Origin of the sequence: Vibrio alfacsensis (genome assembly GCF_019670485.1) — a bacterium.
GTDB lineage: Bacteria > Pseudomonadota > Gammaproteobacteria > Enterobacterales > Vibrionaceae > Vibrio > Vibrio alfacsensis.
In genome coordinates this window covers 1,545,017-1,562,710 of sequence record NZ_AP024165.1, presented here as the reverse complement: position 1 = coordinate 1,562,710, position 17,694 = coordinate 1,545,017, and the positions used below count along the sequence as shown (strand labels likewise).

The 17,694-nt window shown below is 41.2% G+C and carries 15 protein-coding genes; 11 read left to right on the top strand and 4 right to left on the bottom strand.

Annotation, left to right across the window (positions count from 1 at the left end):
• The first annotated feature begins 313 nt into the window (after positions 1 to 313).
• The 7 genes from pyrD (at position 314) to rmf (ending at position 8,857) form a co-directional block, all read left to right on the top strand.
• On the top strand, positions 314 to 1,324 hold the full coding sequence (pyrD, locus tag VA249_RS07570; protein ID WP_211920025.1) for a quinone-dependent dihydroorotate dehydrogenase: 1,011 nt from the start codon (positions 314 to 316) through the stop codon (positions 1,322 to 1,324).
• A gap of 164 nt (positions 1,325 to 1,488) precedes the next feature.
• Positions 1,489 to 2,031: a cell division protein ZapC gene (locus VA249_RS07565; protein WP_211920024.1), complete on the top strand. Its 543-nt coding sequence runs from the start codon at positions 1,489 to 1,491 to the stop codon at positions 2,029 to 2,031.
• A gap of 509 nt (positions 2,032 to 2,540) precedes the next feature.
• Positions 2,541 to 4,664 (top strand): bifunctional 23S rRNA (guanine(2069)-N(7))-methyltransferase RlmK/23S rRNA (guanine(2445)-N(2))-methyltransferase RlmL, encoded by a 2,124-nt coding sequence (gene rlmKL / locus VA249_RS07560; RefSeq protein WP_221069724.1) that lies wholly within the window; start codon positions 2,541 to 2,543, stop codon positions 4,662 to 4,664.
• Between the two features lie 21 nt (positions 4,665 to 4,685).
• Positions 4,686 to 4,937 (top strand): glutaredoxin family protein, encoded by a 252-nt coding sequence (locus VA249_RS07555; RefSeq protein WP_164837182.1) that lies wholly within the window; start codon positions 4,686 to 4,688, stop codon positions 4,935 to 4,937.
• Positions 4,915 to 6,834: an ABC transporter ATP-binding protein gene (locus VA249_RS07550; RefSeq protein WP_221069721.1), complete on the top strand. Its 1,920-nt coding sequence runs from the start codon at positions 4,915 to 4,917 to the stop codon at positions 6,832 to 6,834. The genes VA249_RS07555 and VA249_RS07550 overlap by 23 nt, the downstream gene beginning before the upstream one ends.
• 7 nt (positions 6,835 to 6,841) lie before the next feature.
• Positions 6,842 to 8,512, top strand: a complete 1,671-nt coding sequence (locus VA249_RS07545) for a DUF3466 family protein (RefSeq protein WP_221069720.1) — start codon at positions 6,842 to 6,844, stop codon at positions 8,510 to 8,512.
• A 171-nt stretch (positions 8,513 to 8,683) separates the two neighbouring features.
• Positions 8,684 to 8,857: a ribosome modulation factor gene (rmf, locus tag VA249_RS07540; RefSeq protein WP_005532367.1), complete on the top strand. Its 174-nt coding sequence runs from the start codon at positions 8,684 to 8,686 to the stop codon at positions 8,855 to 8,857.
• Positions 8,858 to 9,006: 149 nt separating this feature from the next.
• On the opposite strand, the gene fabA is transcribed toward rmf, so the two are convergent.
• Both fabA and VA249_RS07530 read right to left on the bottom strand, forming a co-directional pair.
• A complete protein-coding gene (gene fabA, locus VA249_RS07535; RefSeq protein WP_221069717.1) occupies positions 9,007 to 9,525 on the bottom strand; it encodes a bifunctional 3-hydroxydecanoyl-ACP dehydratase/trans-2-decenoyl-ACP isomerase in 519 nt (172 codons plus the stop codon).
• 70 nt (positions 9,526 to 9,595) lie between these two features.
• Positions 9,596 to 11,236 carry a S16 family serine protease gene (locus tag VA249_RS07530; RefSeq protein WP_221069715.1) on the bottom strand — a complete coding sequence of 547 codons (1,641 nt, stop codon included), beginning with the start codon at positions 11,234 to 11,236 and terminating at the stop codon, positions 9,596 to 9,598.
• 197 nt (positions 11,237 to 11,433) lie between these two features.
• On the opposite strand from VA249_RS07530, the gene matP reads away from it, so the two are divergent.
• From matP to VA249_RS07515, 4 genes are all read left to right on the top strand, one after another.
• Positions 11,434 to 11,883 (top strand): macrodomain Ter protein MatP, encoded by a 450-nt coding sequence (matP, locus tag VA249_RS07525; protein ID WP_128810870.1) that lies wholly within the window; start codon positions 11,434 to 11,436, stop codon positions 11,881 to 11,883.
• A 10-nt stretch (positions 11,884 to 11,893) separates the two neighbouring features.
• Positions 11,894 to 12,205 carry a DUF3634 family protein gene (locus VA249_RS07520; protein ID WP_211920019.1) on the top strand — a complete coding sequence of 104 codons (312 nt, stop codon included), beginning with the start codon at positions 11,894 to 11,896 and terminating at the stop codon, positions 12,203 to 12,205.
• Positions 12,206 to 12,329: 124 nt separating this feature from the next.
• Entirely contained in the window at positions 12,330 to 12,653 is a 324-nt protein-coding gene (locus tag VA249_RS24105) for a hypothetical protein (protein ID WP_225927113.1), read from the top strand.
• Between the two features lie 110 nt (positions 12,654 to 12,763).
• Positions 12,764 to 13,978 (top strand): HDOD domain-containing protein, encoded by a 1,215-nt coding sequence (locus VA249_RS07515; protein ID WP_221069713.1) that lies wholly within the window; start codon positions 12,764 to 12,766, stop codon positions 13,976 to 13,978.
• A gap of 780 nt (positions 13,979 to 14,758) precedes the next feature.
• Here VA249_RS07515 and VA249_RS07510 read toward each other — a convergent pair.
• Together VA249_RS07510 and VA249_RS07505 are read right to left on the bottom strand one after the other, a co-directional pair.
• Positions 14,759 to 16,492 (bottom strand): ATP-binding protein, encoded by a 1,734-nt coding sequence (locus VA249_RS07510; RefSeq protein WP_221069711.1) that lies wholly within the window; start codon positions 16,490 to 16,492, stop codon positions 14,759 to 14,761.
• Entirely contained in the window at positions 16,482 to 17,669 is a 1,188-nt protein-coding gene (locus VA249_RS07505; protein WP_221069709.1) for an FIST signal transduction protein, read from the bottom strand. The genes VA249_RS07510 and VA249_RS07505 overlap by 11 nt, the downstream gene beginning before the upstream one ends.
• Between the last annotated feature and the right edge of the window lie 25 nt (positions 17,670 to 17,694).

Below are 17,694 nucleotides of genomic sequence, written 5' to 3'. Positions count from 1 at the left end.
GCCTTTTTTATGACCAAATAGATTATTTATAATCAATCGTTTATAACCAATTGCTTATAACGGATGGCTTGTACCAAAGCGATCCGTTACGTCGTCACTCAATGTAGCACATTTTTATGGAAGAAATCGTTTGCTAAATAAAGATAAATAGCAAAAATGCATTGGAGAAGTGAAAATAACCTCATGATTTTGCAGAAAAAACACTGGGTTTATATGTTATTTTGCAGAATTCAATCATTTTCATTGAATTACTTTGGAAAAGGGTAAATAATATTGTCCCGTTTACACGGGGCTTTTTTCTTTCGGAGGCACAATGCTCTACCGTCTAGCCAGAACTGGCTTTTTCCAACTTGATGCCGAAAAGGCACATGATCTTGCAATTCAAAACTTCCAGCGCTTTAACGGCACACCACTTGATTTATTCTATCGCCAACAATTACCAAATCGTCCAGTAGAATGTATGGGACTTACTTTCCGTAATCCTGTTGGTTTAGCTGCGGGTTTGGACAAAAATGGCGAATGTATAGAAGCTTTTGATGCCATGGGCTTTGGTTTTATCGAGGTCGGTACAGTAACACCTCGACCTCAGCCAGGTAATGACAAACCAAGATTGTTCCGTCTTCTTGAAGCTGAGGGTATTATCAATCGAATGGGCTTCAATAACGAAGGTGTCGATCATCTTGTTGAAAACGTAAAGAAAGCGAAATTTAATTGCGTTCTCGGGATCAACATTGGTAAGAATAAAGACACACCAATCGAGAAAGGTGCAGAAGACTACCTGATTTGTATGGAGAAAGTGTACGAATACGCAGGCTACATTGCGGTGAACATTTCGTCTCCAAATACTCCGGGACTTCGCTCTCTTCAATACGGTGCGGCGCTTGATGAATTGCTCTCTGAACTAAAAGCAAAACAGTCAGAACTTGCAGAAATACATGGTAAGTATGTACCACTGGCTCTTAAGATTGCGCCAGATTTAACTGATGATGAAATTGTTCAAATTTGTGACTCATTAGTGAAGAACAACATCGATGGTGTTATTGCAACTAATACAACGCTCGATCGAACAATTGTTGAAGGTATGAAGCACGCGAATGAAGCGGGTGGTTTGAGTGGCCGTCCTGTTCAATTACGTTCGACAGAAGTTGTTCGTAAGCTTCATGAGCAACTAGGCGATAAACTTCCGATCATTGGGGTAGGTGGCATTGACTCTTACGTAGCCGCTAAAGAGAAAATGATGGCAGGTGCGCAATTGGTGCAAGTTTATACAGGCTTCATCTATCATGGTCCTGGCTTAGTACGTGATATCGTTAAGAATCTATAATACATGCTATTAACTCGTTGAGAATTCGACGCTTGTTACTAAAAAAGAGGATATGGTTTCCTCTTTTTTTTTGGCCGTTCATTTGTAAAATTTGAAATTATGAGAAGGTAATTAAGCGTCTTACCTCTTACTACTGATCAAATGAATCAAAAGAGAACGGAATCATGCTTAAACCCAGCGACAAATGGAATTGGTATTTTGATGAGCAAAGCACTTATCTAATGCTGGATTTGGGAGAGGATATGCTCTTCCAAACCAACCTTAGCCGTAAGTTGTTGGTCAACTGTGCTTTCTCACATAATGAATTTACCGTTGATGATGCCAGCGCATTTCAAACCTATAGCGAAAGAATACGCTGCTTGGACATCAATGAATATCGCCAAGCTGAGCTGACACTTTATTGTGTTGCCGCCAAGCGCTTCCATAAACCGGTACAACCAAAGAGCTGGTTTTTCGATGCTCAATCTTGTGGCCACGAACCAGAAGAGGGCGATATGGTTTTCTTAAACAATCAATACTCAGATGGTGTTTTTATCGTTCTTGAGGCAGGAGATTCATCAAGTCTATGTGCATACGTAGGGCAGGATGAGTTTTTACTCGATGGAAACAAGTGTTTGCAGTTTGGGCAACCGATTAAGGTTATGCATGACCGAATGAGCTGTGCTAACCATCTGTTTATTCTGACTCCGATGGCGATGGTCGGGTAGCTTTCCTTTTGATTTACTCATAATTTCGTTCCTTTGTTTTTATTAGTCGGCCAGATAGGCCGATTTTTTTTGCCCCCATATAATCAAACTTCCAGTTTTTGAATCATTGTCACATTGAAACTTGAATGAAAACTCATCAATCAATCATGAGCTGGCTCACTATTATCTCAAATTATTCAATCTAATTCGTACCGATTTCACCGTTCCGATTGGTTGTTTCTACATCATTAATTCCCCTATAAGAGCAATTTGAAATAAAATTACGATCAATCTCATTGGCTGGTATATACCAATTTTTAGGTAAATAAGTATTCACTTTCAATTTAAGCGATGAAATTGAGATAATGTTTTGGAAAGGGTTTTAGCGATTGGTAAACGACTTGGTGTAAGTTTCAGATCATCGGTTTGGGCGGTATTTGTACTAACAAAATGAAAATACCTTTAAAAACGAGGCATTGATCGTAAAGTCAGGTATAATTAAAGCCATTTTTTATCAGCGAAAGAACACTATGAATCAATATCTCGCGGTAACTTCAAATGGCATGGAGAACTTGCTTGTTGAAGAACTGACAAATCTGGGCATTGAAAACGCAAAACCAGTACAGGCAGGCGTTAAATTTAAGGCAACGAAAGAGCAAATCTATCGCTGTTGTTTGTGGAGCCGCTTGGCGTCTCGATTTGTACGTGTTTTATCGGAATTTACTTGTAACGACGACATGGATCTTTACTTGTCGACGTCTTCGATTAATTGGGTAAATCAGTTCCATAGCTCAAAGCGATTTGTCGTTGATTTCAATGGTACTAACCGTGAGATCCGCAATAGCCAATACGGAGCAATGAAAGTAAAAGACGGTATCGTTGATTGTTTCGAGAAGAAAGGCCTACCTCGCCCTAATATCAGCAAAGAAAACCCAGACATCCGTGTTCACGTACGTTTGCATAAAGACAAAGCGATTTTGGGCGTTGATATGGTAGGTAGCGGTCTACATCAACGTGGTTACCGCCCAGAGTCGGGTCGTGCACCTTTGCGTGAAACGCTTGCAGCCGCGATCATCATGCGTTGTGGTTGGGACGGTCATCAACCATTATTAGACCCAATGTGTGGTTCTGGTACGCTATTGATTGAAGCGGCAATGATGGCAGCGAACATGGCTCCCGGTGTTAAGCGTAAACAGTGGGGCTTTGAAGCATTAGAAGACTTCGAACCTGAGCTTTGGGCTGAAATAAAATCAGAAGCAAATGTTCAGGCTCGCCGTGGCGTCAAAAAAGTTGACGCTAAGTTTTTTGGCTTCGATAACGATCCAAAAGTACTGAAAGTTGCTCAAGACAACGCACGTCGTGCCGGTGTTGAAGAACTGATTGTCTTTACTCAAGGTGATGCAGCAACGCTAACTCGTCCTGCAGGTTTTGAAGCAGGTGTTATCGTATCTAACCCTCCATACGGCGAACGCTTAGGAACTGAGCCTGGTTTGATTGCGCTGTACACTGCATTTGGCGGCCAATTGAAAGCTGAATTTGGCGGTTGTAAAGCATCCATTTTCTCAAGTTCTGACGAACTACTTAGCTGTTTACGTATGCGCGCAGATAAGCAGTTTAAATTGAACAACGGTGCGTTACCGTGTCACCAGAAGAACTATAGCATCGCTGAGCGTAGTTCCGATGAAGTGAAAGGTGCGGATACTCATGCTCAAATAGCGCCAGATTTTTCAAACCGTTTGAAGAAAAACATCGGTAAAATTGGCAAGTGGGCGAAAAAGGAAAAGTTAGATTGTTATCGTATCTACGATGCCGATCTTCCAGAGTACAACGTTGCTATTGATGTTTACGCAGACCAAATCGTGATTCAAGAATACGCAGCGCCGAAAAATATACCGGAAGAAAAAGCAAAACGTCGCCTAACGGATATCATTCGCGCAACGATTCAAGTGACGGGCGTTGAAGCGAATAAGGTAGTGCTCAAGGTTCGTGAAAAGCAAAAAGGTCGCAGTCAATACCAAAAACTAGGTCAAGTTTCCCAGACTTTAGAAGTTAATGAGTACGGCGTTCAACTAATCGTGAATTTGCATGATTATCTGGATACGGGTCTATTCCTAGATCATAAGATCACTCGTCGTCGACTTGGTGAAATGGCGAAGAATAAAGACTTTCTAAACTTGTTCGCGTACACCGGTAGTGCGACAGTTCACGCTGCTGTTGGCGGTGCGCGCTCAACGACGACAGTTGATATGTCCAATACGTACTTAAACTGGGCAAAAGACAACATGCAGCTCAATGGTTGTGTGGGCCGTCAACACCGTTACGAACAAGCAGATTGTTTGCAATGGTTAGATAACGCGAAAGGGGAATACGATCTGATCTTTATCGACCCGCCAACGTTCTCTAACTCTAAACGCATGGATACCTCGTTTGATGTGCAACGCGATCACATTAAATTGATGACGAACCTAAAACGATTGTTACGTGATGGTGGTACGATCGTTTTCTCTAACAATAAACGTCATTTCAAAATGGATGAAGCAGCATTAGCAGAGTTAGGTTTGAAAGCACAAAATATTTCTTCCCAAACTTTGCCGTTAGATTTCTCACGTAACAAACACATCCACAACTGTTGGCTTGTTACCCACGCAGAGTAAATAAGGATTTTAAGTAAAAGGATGTTAAACGTGCTTACATTATACAGCACTGAAGGATGCCATCTCTGTGAGATGGCATTAGACCTCGTCAAACAAACGGGTCTTGCCGAACAAACTCACGTCGTCGACATAGCGTTTGACGACGTACTCTTTTCTCGTTACGGCGTCACAATTCCCGTTCTAAAATTTCAAGAATCTGAGTTGAACTGGCCGTTCGACTTAAATCAACTTACACATTGGTTGGATAAAAATGGCATTACTTACCGTTCATAACGCACAACTTGCATTTGGTGACCACCCATTGCTAGATAAGGCAGAATTTGCTTTACAAGAAAACGAACGTGTTTGTTTAGTCGGCCGAAATGGTGCAGGCAAGTCAACATTAATGAAAGTGCTTGCTGGTGACATTATCCTCGACGATGGCAAAATTCAAATCACTCAAGACGTGGTGGTTTCTCGACTAGAGCAAGATCCCCCTCGTAATCAAGAGGGTACGGTTTACGAATTTGTATCCGGTGGCCTAGCCGAAGTAGGAGAACACCTTAAGATCTATCACGATCTTCTTGATCTTGTTGCAATTGACCCAAGTGAAAAGAATATAAATCGACTGGCGAAGATTCAAGAACAGCTTGATCACTCAAATGCATGGCGTTTTGATGACCGTGTGAAGAACGTTCTTAGTGCTCTTAAACTAACCCCTGAAACAAAACTCACGGACTTATCTGGCGGTTGGCAGCGAAAAGCCGCATTGGCACGTGCGCTAGTGTGTGATCCTGATGTTTTGTTATTGGATGAACCAACTAACCACCTTGATGTAACGACTATCGAATGGCTAGAGGGTTTCTTAAAAGACTTTAAAGGCTCGATCATTTTCATTTCTCACGACCGTGCGTTTATTAAATCCATGGCGACACGCATTGTTGATTTAGATCGCGGTCAATTGGCATCTTTCCCTGGTAACTATGACCAGTATTTGATTGATAAAGAAGAGATGCTGCGTGTTGAAGAGATGCAAAACGCAGAGTTCGATAAGAAACTAGCTCAAGAAGAAGTTTGGATTCGTCAAGGAATTAAAGCACGTCGCACACGTAATGAAGGTCGTGTTCGAGCGCTTAAAAAATTGCGTGAAGAACGCAGCGATCGTCGTGAAGTTCAAGGTAAAGTCAACTTGAACATAGATGATGCATCACGTTCAGGCAAGATCGTGTTCGAAGCCGAAAATGTTTCTTTTGCTTTTGATGGTAAAAAGATTGTTGATGATTTTAGCTTCAATATCATGCGTGGCGACCGCATCGCACTTATCGGCCCTAACGGTTGTGGTAAGAGTACTGTACTAAAATTATTACTAGGTCAATTGGAAGCGCAATCAGGCCGTCTACACTGCGGTACAAAACTAGAAGTGGCGTACTTTGACCAATACCGTGAAATTCTCGACCCTGAGAAAACGGTTATTGATAACCTTGCTGATGGTAAGCAGGAAGTGATGGTCGGTGGACGCCAACGTCATGCATTGAGCTACCTCCAAGATTTTCTATTCGCTCCAAAACGTGCAAGAACCCCAGTAAAAGCACTTTCTGGTGGTGAAAAAAATCGTCTTTTGCTTGCTCGTATCTTATTGAAACCAAACAACTTACTGATTCTCGACGAACCAACCAACGATTTGGACATCGAAACGTTGGAACTTTTAGAAGAAATGCTTGCCAATTATCAGGGCACATTGCTGCTTGTGAGTCACGATCGTGAGTTTGTAGACAACACTGTAACCACCAGTTGGATCTTCGAAGGAAACGGAGTTATCGAAGAGTTTGTCGGCGGTTACCACGACGCAAAACAACAGCGTGAACAGGCGCTTAGTTCGCGTAACGCGGTTGAAAAAGCAGCGAAGAAAGAGAAAGTGGTTGAGGAAACTCCCAAAACGACACAACCTAAGAACAATTCGAAGAAGTTATCGTATAAGCTGCAAAGAGAATTAGAAGCTCTTCCAGCTAAACTAGAACAATTAGAGTCGGACATTGAGACATTACAAGAACAAGTGAACAGTCCTGAATTTTTCACGAAATCTGTAGAGCAAACTCAACCGGTATTGGAACAGCTCGCTGCTGTAGAGCAGGAGTTAGAAATCGCATTCGAGAGATGGGAAGAACTCGAAGCAATGCAACAGGATAGTTAAGAATTCAATGAGTTGTAAAAACAAATTCAAATTAACCGCTGTCGCTTTGATGGTAGGCACAGCGATGAACGCTAATGCGGCACTGTATAATGTTTATGAAATTTCGTCCCCGTTGGGAGACATAGAGACTCACGGTGTTGCAATTGCTGCGTCAAAAGATGGTGAGACATGTTGGAAGTCTGATTGTAATGCCAATGTAGACCAATACCCAATGGGTTTGGAAACAAGGCAATACGGTGCAGCGGGTTTCGACTATCGCAGCGAAACGCCTTTTAATATTGGGCGAGGTTTTGACTATCTGACTGATGGGCGTGATGGCTTCGAATTTTATTGTGATGTTTTCTTAGACTACAACGACACATATTGTGATGAAAGTTGGACAAGACGAGAATACGATCTTGGCTATAGCAGAGAACTTAACGGCCAACTTGATAACTCTTTAGCCTACGTCGTGCCAGAATTGGAAGGTTTTGAAAGTAAAAGCACGAATACGGTTATCACTCAAATTACTCAAGACGGTAGCGTAACGGGTAATTATAACCATGAAGAGATTCGTAATGTCGCTTTCACAACTGGTCTTCCTCTTCTTGAAAAGCAAGAACTAGAAAGCAAAAATCGCACGCAAGCATTCGGTCGAGTAGAGCTTGATAATGCGGTTTATGTAGCAGGCAGTATCTCTACAGAAATCAGTTCTGAGCCAGGCTTTCGTTCGTCACAAGCAGCCTTTTGGAAGTTTGACAAGTCCGATCCTAACGCAGAGCCGCAGAACGGTATCTACAATTGGAATGGTGGTTCTGGCTATGACGGTGGCCGTACTTCAAATGCAAGTATGAGAGACATTGCTGTTCTTGGTGATAAAATTTTCGGTGTTGGGTATAACGCTGATAAAGACGAATACCCTAGAGCTACAGTATTTGTTGTCCCAACCGATAATAGTGAAGATCTTACCTTTTATAGTTTGAGTTGGCCTCGTACCGATCAAGACAACTATGAGAATAGTATTCTCTATGCTATAAACGAGAATAAAATCGCAGTAGGAACAGCAAAGTATTACACAGGGACCGGTTTCAACCGAGCTTATCCAAATCAACTGTTTTACGTAAAAGATGTTGAAAGCGATCGTGAAGCACATTTTGTCTCCGAAGGCATCTTGTTTGATGGCGCGAACACAAAAGTAGGTTCAATCAATAACTTCAACGAGTTAGTCGGGACGACAGATTTCGATTCTCGTCCAGAAATTGACAGTACACCAAGAAGACAAAGCGCATTCATCACCACGCTAGCAGCTGATTCCTTGGACGATGGCGGCAAGCGTTATGAAGAGTTATACGGCTCTCAACCTCGTTTCTTAGATGACCTAACTAACGGTGATGCAGTCACTGACAATAACCAATACCGCATCATTGAAGCAAGCGATATTAATGACGCGGGCGTTATTTCTGCAACTGCATTGAAGTGTCAAAGTGGATACAACAGCACGGCTCATAATGCTAAATGTGGTGACGGCAGCTCAGGCTTAGAGAAAATTGTTGCGGTTAAGCTGATCCCAATTCAAGGCGCAACGGCAGACAACATTCAACCACGCGGCATGGAAAGCGAGTCTGTCGACCGTCAAGGTGCGGGACTTGGTTTATGGGCTTTGACATTGCTAGGATTGTTAGGGTTCCGTAGAAAATAGTCATAAATTTTCAATTCAAGCACAGGCTCACAAATCTGAGCCTGTGCTTTTTTTTTGCCTTGAGAAAATTCATAAACTGATCGATTCTTGTAGTTGGAGTCATAAAAACTCCATTTAAGTTTCACAATAACAGCTGTACGTTAGTAAATGGACCTGTATGAGGAATTAACTATGAAGAGACAAAAGCGTGATCGCCTAGAACGAGCTCAATCTCAAGGATACAAAGCTGGTTTAAATGGTAGGTCTCAAGAGGCCTGTCCTTACCAGCAAATTGATGCTCGGTCATATTGGTTAGGTGGTTGGCGTGATGCCAGAGATGAAAAACAATCTGGTCTCTACAAATAACTCTCCACATACAAAAGAAGGATTTGAAAGGGCTCGTTATGAGCCTTTTCTGCATTTAGTGTCGCGCAGACGATATTGGCTTCAGAACATTTTGTTTGAAATAAAAAAGGCTCCTGAGGAGCCTTTAGAGCATGAATGGTGTAGGGGAGTTAGAAGCTAGAAGTATCTTGGAACAAGCCCACTTTTAAATCTTTAGCTACGTAGATTTCTTTTCCGTCTACACAAACGCGACCATCCGCAAGTCCCATAACCAGTTTGCGGTTCACTACACGCTTCATATGAATTTCATAAGTCACTTTTTTCGCGGTTGGTAGGATTTGACCGGTAAACTTCACTTCACCAACACCAAGCGCACGACCTTTGCCCTTGCCGCCAACCCATCCAAGGAAAAAGCCAACCAATTGCCACATCGCATCTAGGCCAAGACAACCTGGCATGACAGGGTCACCTGGGAAGTGGCAATCAAAGAACCAAAGATCTGGAGTAATGTCCAATTCCGCTATGATCAAACCTTTGCCAAAGTCACCTTCAGTTTCTGACATTTTGCTAATGCGATCCATCATCAACATGTTAGGCGCAGGTAGTTGTGGGTAACCCGGACCAAACAATTCGCCTTGGCTAGACGCAATAAGATCTTCACGGTTATAAGAATCACGTTTGTTTTGCATTATCAATTACTCCAATTTTTGACAAATGCATCTTAGTGAACACGTGTACGCTAAACAACTCCGATCAGTACTAGACAAACCAGTTTTTGATGCGCTCCACAATTCCTTCAGAATGTTCGTGTCTTTCAAAGTTTTCAATGCGTTCGGCAATTTTACTGATGATGCTGTCATCTTCACCACGGAATGGTTTGTCCATTAACAGTGGAATTGCTTCATCAACCGTTGATACTGACCAAATATGGAACTCACCATTTTTGATGCTATCGATGACTTCTTTGTGCAGTGCAAGGTGCTTTAGGTTTGTTTTTGGCATAATGACGCCTTGCTCACCCGTAAAGCCTTGATGCTTACAAACTTGGTAGAAGCCCTCAATCTTTTCATTTAAGCCACCAACCGCTTGGACTCGGCCAAATTGGTCAACCGCACCTGTAACAGCAATCTGTTGATTAACAGGTGTCTCAGATAGGGCACTCACTAAGCAACAAAGCTCTGCGAGAGAAGCACTGTCGCCATCAACCTCACTGTAAGATTGCTCAAATACTACAGAAGCGGAATATGGAAGTGGCTCATCAAGGTTGAGCGCTGAGCTTACAAAGGCTTGCATGATCATCATACCTTTCGCATGCAAGTTACCACCGAGTTCAGCTTTGCGTTCAACGTCAGAAATATCACCATCACCGAAGTGGATAACACAAGAGATACGTGCCGGCTCACCGTATGAAACAGGGTGTCCAGCCATATCGATCACGGTTAAACCGTTGATCTGTCCGATCTGCTCGCCAGTCGTTTCAATCACAACTTGACCATCGCGAATATCATCAACAGCGCGTTGGGGCAAATAAGATTCACGATAGTACTTGTCATCAATTGCCTGATCGATAGACTCAAAACTGATGGTATTTGTATTGCAGTGCTGACTTGCAAGGCCAAGCAGTTGGTTATGCCACATAACGCCAATAGGAAGATAATGTTGGTCTTCGGTATAACGCATACCGGCGAGCATTAGACGTTTAAATGCCGTATCTTCTAAACGAGGAAGCTGGTACTTATGACATATCCAATGGACCAATCCAATGTATTGTTCTAGGTTGCGCTCTGACAAATGAATGTCTTCTTCAACCTCTGTATACATGGTTAGGCCTGCAGAAAAATCATCATCGACGTATTCAATCTCAGCTAATTGATTTCTATCACCGGTAATAATTAACTTAACATCATACATTTTCGCTTCGACGGATGATGAAGGAATACGAGTAGGTGTTACGTTTAACGGTTCAAATGGTGCACCTTGAATCGCTGATTTGATGCTCGGCCAAAGGGCAGGGTTTGCTAAAATTAAATTGGCGGGCACAATTAGATAACCACCATGTGAACAAGAAATGAGCCCAGGTTCGAACGTTACTTTCCCATCTAAGTCGACACGAATACGATCAAATAGCGCTTTCGCATCCAATGACTCCGTAATTAACACAGGAGCATCAGTGCAATTTTTCACCGCAGCGTGAATGAAACCACGATATACTGAATTATCAGTACAATTTACAAGTAGGATACGAGTAAGTCCTTTGATCTCTGTAAAACGCGTAATCGTTGTGGTCAACCGTGGTTGAAGATCTGAGAAGCTCTTTGCTTGAATAGTAGAAGCAGAATTCAACAGAGTTTCATAAGGTTCAAAAGAGGGCGTGACATCTTGCCAGTTAAGTGGGTTCATTAATAATCATCATAATTTAATATTGGCGCCATTATAGCGAAATGCCGGTTAACTCCCTAGTCCCAATTGCTTGAATATAAGCCAGAGCGATAACCGCGTGAAATCAGTGATCAATATCGACTCTCTGTTTACTTTTGATTGCTGAACGCCTCATCATGGGTTACGCTGTCACTAGATATGCTTTGAGGAACTATTGGATGAAATATCAGCAACTTGAAAATTTGGAATGTGGTTGGAAATGGAAATATCTCATCAAGAAATGGAAAGATGGTGAGGCCGTGACACGCCATATTGATACAAGTGAAGCCGATCATGCAATAAATGAACTTCGCAAGTTAGAGCATGAACCGACACTTGTTCTTGCTTGGATAGAAAAGCATATGTCTGAAGAGCTAGAAAATAAGCTCAAGCAGGCGATTCGAGCAAAACGAAAACGCCATTTTAATGCCGAACAAGTTCATACCAAGAAAAAGTCTATCGATCTAGATTATCGTGTTTGGGAAAAACTATCCGGTAGAGCGAATGAGCTGGGCTGTACATTGTCTGATGCGATTGAATATTTACTATCTGAAGCGTCGAGAAGTGAAAAGGCAAGTCAGAAAGTAACTTCGATTAAAGAAGACTTAAGTAAATTGTTATCTAGTTAAGGAGTGCAAGATGCTATATGTAATACTCATTGCTGCTGTTGTTATCTTTTGGCTAGTTGCCGTTGATAGACCTGTACTTAAAGTGTCTTTTGATCATGGAAAGATATCGAAGATTAAAGGTCATATTCCACCATCTTTTAAGCATAATTTGCAAGACATCGTCGATCACAATTCATTTGCTGGAGAGATGAAAGTTTATAACCAGCGCACTGGTATGCGTTTAACTTTTTCGAAAGAAGTACCAAAGAAAGTACAGCAAAGAATCCGTAACGTATTTCCTCATCAGGGTTTTAAAACAAATAAGGGCAAAAAGAGCGCTTAGAACTTGAATGACATATCAGTTACTTACCATTTTTAAGCGGGACGCATTATTAGCGTCCCGTTTTTATTTGTGAGAAGACTAAAAGTAATCTTTATATAAGTCATGATGTTAAGCGAGAAATAGAATGCATTACGTTGTCACTTTATTGGTTTTATTATGTGTGAGTTTTGGGGTTTATTCTGATGATTCTGAATCGAACCCTTTAGCAAAAAAGATCAAGCATAAGTTACAAAAGAAAGTGGATAAAGAGTTTAGCCACTATCAAGGATACTGCGATGTAATGATAGAAATGGAATACAAGAGTCAGCGAGCAATAATAAAAAAGATATCGGGAAATGGAGACAGCAAAGTCTGCAAGTCCGTCAGATCTAATCTGAGAATAGGGAAACAATATCGATACGATCGTACGGAAAAATACATTCGATTACACATAACGACCAGTGATTGAAAATACAGTATTAGTGCAAATATTGGAATTAACATCACATTTAATTTACGAGTTGTTCATTTGAATGATAAAATCCAACCAGGACAAATAGAACAACGTTAGGAATAAGTTTGTTGCTCACAAATAAAAAATACACTCAAGAAGCAATAGACATCGCAAAGAAAGTATCCGTAGAAGTAGAGCAGAGGCATGCTAAATGGCTAGCAAGCATGACCCATGTCGTTGATCAATCGCAAGTTGATAAACTTCTTAGCTTACAAGGACGATACTGCGAAGATGTTATCTTTAATGAAAATGAAAGAATAACGCGCCATCAGCGAATTTTGCTTATGTGCGAACAGGAACGCGTGAAAGAAAAGCGCCAGCAGATTGCAGATCGGCAAAAAACGTTACAACGTGTGGTCTCTGATATTTCAAAGGTCGCTGAGAATATCCTCATTGAAAGGCTTAAGTCTTTTCCCGTCGAAAGACTTTGTAGTGGCATCCCATCTTTCGATCAATTCGCCTCATTTGCTTATTCACCATCTTTGTCTTTTACTAAATTATCAGCACTAACGGCAAGTAATCAGCTCAGTGCGACAATCTTTGATGTCATATCAAACTCTCGATATGGTGGAAGGAATACGTGTTCAGGTAACACAAATATTGACCCAAAAGTGGCAATAGGCCAGATTGGCATTGAGAACTGTAGGCGGCTATTTCCCATTTTGATGGCGCGTCCAATGTTACGCTGGAATGACAAAAATATTCAGGTTCTTGTTCCAAAACTTTGGCAACAACTTGTTTTAACGTCAAATGTGGCCAAGATGCGGCTAGAAGAAGCCCGTGTTCGGGATGCAGATAGTGGCGTTCTTCTCGGAACGTTAAGAACACTTGGTAGTGTTATCATCATTAATCACTTCACCTCAGCATTTGAAGACGCAGTGGTAGAAGTCATGCTGAACTATAGAAAGGCCAATCGCAGAGAAGAATACTATGCCTGTGCAGATGTAAAAATGAATACAGCATGTCTGCCCAAAGTGCTTGTTGAAATGGAATCGATAGTAACTCGGAAGTTACTCAACACGTTTGATTGGCCCCAAAGCGTTGAACATTTAAAAGCCGCAATTTTAGAAGATCTTGACCAAATACCAATTTTACAGCGAAGCCAATATGGTGCGGCGCTAGCGCAGGCTAGGGCTTATGCTATCTACGATGGTCTTTCAAGAAGTGGACTGTTTTTTGAAAAACATAAACCATTTTGGTTCGCTAACGTTCAAATATCCGGTGAAGCACTGACAAGCATCAGAATGCACGCACCAGGGAAAATGACATCTATGATGTAAGAACTCCGACACAAGATAATTACAGTGTAACTTTTCTATGAATTTAGAAGCGACCAAGTTGGTCGCTTTTTTTGTTACACGACATAAAGTCTTTGTCTGGACTAACGCATGCGACGACCCGAACATTAAATCAAGCCAGTGACAGTTAGCCAAGAGTCGCAATGGGTTGCCATCAACACATCAACAATGATATTGAGCAACACAAATAAAAAAGTATAGCTTATCGATAAGCTTAGAGACTTGGAAGAATCGTCGACTTAATTAAGCTAAGTTCAAGCCATAGAAGATTCTTATTACCCAAGTTAGAACGAAACAGTCATGTCTTAGCTTTGTAACCTGATGGAGCGTTGGAGAAATAATAATTAGCCATGAATTGTTAGGTGAACAAAGTATTTGAACTAGTGAGGTTGGTAAACTCGGGGCTTGCGTTTAGAGTGTGGGATCCAAAGCCCGTCAGCGATCATCCATTGGCGAAGCGTTTCCAAGAATGGATGTGGCATCTCGGCGCTTTAACTTATTGTTTAAAACATCTTGGATAATGGAGAAACGTTGCAATTCATGGTTATCGCTTTGGGCTTACAAATTAAGTGCGCATTATATGTGTTATGTTAAATAAAGCGTGGTTATATTCGTAATCTACAATACTTTGGGCTCCTATTCCTCCCAGATTTTAAAATCCGAAGGATTTTATCAGCATCATTAAACATAATCGTTATTTACCATAAAATACTTAATATAGATCTTAATAATCTATCGATAATTAAGATCTATATTAAGGCGCTACGCTGTTTCTGAAAATGATTGAATCACTTTGCAGATATCTTGTCTGCGAATTGGTTTCGATATGAATCCGTTCATGCCAGCATTTAAACAAGTTTGCTTATCGCTATCTAAAGTATGAGCTGTTAGCGCGATAACTGGAATTGAAATGCCTTTTTTCCGAAGTTCTTTCGTTGCAGTAATGCCATCCATGACTGGCATTGAGACATCCATGAAAATCATATCGACATTTATCTGGGACGATTCTAAGAATGCTAATGCTTCTTCACCATGATCGACGATATAAACATTGTGACCCAATTTGCTGAGCAATAATTTAATGACAAGTTGATTCGATTCAGTATCTTCCACAATGAGAAGGTTCATAGATTTTGTTTGCATACTTGATGAGACGCTCTCCGGTCCCACAGGAAACTTGCGAGACAAAATCGGTATCGTAACTTTAAATGTCGAACCTTTGCTTTCTTCACTTTCAACTTGAATGCGACCTCGCATCATCTCAACTAAATGTTTTGTAATGGCTAGCCCAAGACCTGTGCCTCCGTAACGTCTAGTGATCGAATTGTCACCTTGGTGGAACGCCGTAAACAAATGTTCTATCTTATCGTTAGCGATACCGATGCCCGAATCCGAAATAACAAGAGTCAATTTATTGTGGGCTTCTTCACTTACGGATACTTGAACGCTGCCAACGTCAGTAAATTTAATCGCATTACCAATCAAATTAAAAAGTATTTGAGAGAGCCTGGTGGAATCAATCCAGTATTGTTTCGTGTTATCTAACGCTAATGTAAAGTCCAGATTAATATTCTTGTTGATAGCCGTTTGTTTTTTCTGTGAAATTAAATTTGTTACAACGTCACCTAGGTCGACCCATTGTTCATTTAAATGAAATCTTCCCGACTCTATTTTGGATAAATCAAGAATGTCACTGATGATCGCAAGTAGAAGCTCTGCAGAACACTCCATTTGATTAAGTGCTTCACGTTGTTCAATACTTAATTGTGAGTGTGTGAGTACATCAAGCATTCCCAACACGGAATTTAGTGGCGTGCGTATTTCATGACTCATCATGGCAAGGAACTCAGACTTTGCTTGGTTTGCCTTTTCTGATTCTTCTCTCGCTTTTGCTAACTGCGCAGTTCTGACATCAACGATACGTTGTAACTTTTCTTTAGTTTCGATATCAATAACTGCTCGTTCAATTAAAGGTCGAAAACGTCGCAGCGTTTCTTTATTTTCTATACTGAACTGGCCCTTTTGGGCGCCAATCAAAAGGATGATATTTTGGGTAACTTCAGAGCGAATGCCAGTTAATATGACCGAATTGACATGACTTTGGATAAAACTGTTCAAGTGATTGAATTCACTCAAATGTAATGGTTCGAATAACAAAATGCATTCACCATTGAGCGCCCTATCGGTGACGTTACCCTGTGACCAATTCATCTTTTCAAAGACATGATTCGTAGAGATAAGCGTTTTGAATGCTTGTGCACTAGATTCACGGGTAATCACAATAAAATCATCGAAATCGATGTATTTCTTTAACACGTTATTCAAACCAGAAAAGATCTCGTTCCGGTTTTTAGCCTCACTCATTGCGGAGATTGCCGACAAAATCGCATTGTTCTCGTCTGCTAGCAGTTTTTCACGATGCCTAGCTTGTTTGAGTTCAGCTAAGGCTTCTTGAAGGGCTTCCTGTTGATATATCTCTAAATAATTATCTGTCATAAGGTTTGTGGAAAATTGCTGATGAGATCATCAAGTTTCCATGTCCATTTTCGCCACCTATAAATCTACCTTGTTCACCAAAAGTAAAAGGACAGATAAATGGTAAGTGGTCTAGTTCCCGGTTAATTTGCTCACAAACTGCGTTGATATCTTGCTTTAAGTGCAGCATAGGTCCGGCACAAAAGATATTCACTACACCAATTTTTTGTGACTTTTCTAATTTTTGATTAAATGCGTTATTGACCACCCTCGCCGCTCGAGCGATCAGTTGCTTTCGACAACCTTTCATTAGCGTTAAGGTTTCCCCTTCTTTAATCGTGGAAAACAGTTCGATCCCACCATCAGGTGTTTCTCTTATCGGATGAGACAGTTTGTAATATGGCCTTTCAAAAAGACTACCTGCAAAGCGACCAAGAGGATATGCGCTAGCATTTGTAAATAAGAAGAACTCTTTATCAATCTGCGTGTCCTGATGATTTGTCCAGTCTCTATAGACATCTAAAGCAGATTGATGATCAATTTCGAGTAAGCATCGACCTTTTGTTTTCGTTGCGGTGCCAGTAATGCTTGTTGGTGAGTGTCCTGCACTAAAAGCAACATCGACTGGTTGAGATGAATAAAATAGAGTTAAGCTAATGCCGTGTTGTTCACTACCTTGCGCTGAAATTATTGACCAACGCCCCTCAATGTTATCGTCTGCGGCAGAACCACCTATAATCGGTACCAAAGTACGAAACCGATCGTCGATACACTCTATGATTTGTTCTTCATTTCCCGGTGTCGCGTGCAATAAAATGAGATTCGGCACCTCTCCTGGGCGTTTTGCATGTAACAAGGCCATGTCCAGAGCTTCATTTACGCTAACCTCGATATTGTTACTATACCTAGAAATACCGGTCCCATATGAATGTTGACCAGAATCATAGATCGCGAATACAGCAATAACTGGCCCTGTGTGGTACCCGTGATTGGTCATGACAGCTTGACAGGAGCTTGCTCCATGAAATGAAATGCCAGGAAATTGCTCTAACAGTGCCTTTTGGATCGCCCGAAAATCGTACCCGTCTGTGTAATAACAAATGAGATGACATAAGTTCGTTTGAGCAAGTTCTGTTCGAAATTTCTCAATCGCTAAATATTCGTCAGCGATATGAGTGAATAATGTTTGACAGTACATACGATTTTAATATTGATTGCCACTC